Here is a 944-nt window from a genome sequence, read left to right as displayed (position 1 = left end):
GCAATGGGTTCAACAAGTGCTTGCGCTGCCGCTGATAGAAATCGGCAGCGCTTCTGGAGCATCAATTGCTTTAGCACAATTAGACGAAAACGATTATCGCGTTGAAGCCGAGTTTTATTTCTCGGTAGATGATTTCTCTTTGTCGAACTTTAATTCGCTACTTCGTCAGTACAATCCGAATGCAGACGCTTTGAGTTTTGAAGCATTCGAAGGGCATATTAAAGGGGCGATCGACTTATTGTTCCGAGCGCAAGACGCTTATTTTGTGCTGGATTATAAATCGAATCATCTTGGTTTTAGCGCAGACAACTATACGCACGACAAACTAGAAGCAGCGATCAATGAGCATCGTTATGATGTGCAATACCTGCTGTATAGCTTAGCCATTCATCGTCTGTTAAAAGCACGAATGGGAAATGCTTACAGCTATCAGGCACATTTTGGTGGTGTAGTGTATTTGTTTTTAAGAGGACTTGGTTTAGACGCAGATGGAGATAACCCAGCGGGCGTTTACTTTATAAAGCCAGAACAGAGTTTGATTGAAGGTTTAGATCAGCTTTTTACTGATGGAGGTGCTCAATGAGTCTTCCATCAAACATTTCTCAGCGTATACGTTTCTTAAAGCAGAGTTTACGTCGCGGTGAGTCGTTGGTGTCGTGGATTGATTTTTATGCGGCAGACGCAGCATTAAACGAAGTGCTGAGCGCAAGTGATTCTGCGCTGCCATCAACTGTGCTCGAAGTGGTTTTTGATTTAGCTTTAGTTTTGTCTTACGCATCAGGCCTTGGCAAACAGTGTGTCAGGCTCGATGAGCTAGATGAGCATTTATCGTTAACGGTGTTTCATCGTGATCAAAGTTTGATGACTTCGACGCAAGCCTTGCCCGAATCGATCTTAAGTTCAGGCGAGGGCTCAAGTGTTTTCGTTAAAGTTCTCAACGATGA

The 944-nt window shown here is 43.6% G+C and carries 2 protein-coding genes; both read left to right on the top strand.

What is annotated here, in order from left to right; all coding sequences use genetic code 11:
- A partial coding sequence (locus A3762_RS04040) for a PD-(D/E)XK nuclease family protein (protein ID WP_197469010.1) occupies positions 1–583 on the top strand: 583 nt, incomplete at its 5' end.
- Positions 580–944, top strand: a 365-nt coding sequence (locus A3762_RS04035) for a hypothetical protein (protein WP_156493217.1), incomplete at its 3' end; no start/stop codon positions are given. The genes A3762_RS04040 and A3762_RS04035, both read left to right, overlap by 4 nt.

This window comes from Oleiphilus sp. HI0125 (assembly GCF_001635355.1).
The sequence above is the reverse complement of the archived record's forward strand: the minus strand, read 5'-3'. Positions and strand labels throughout refer to the sequence as shown.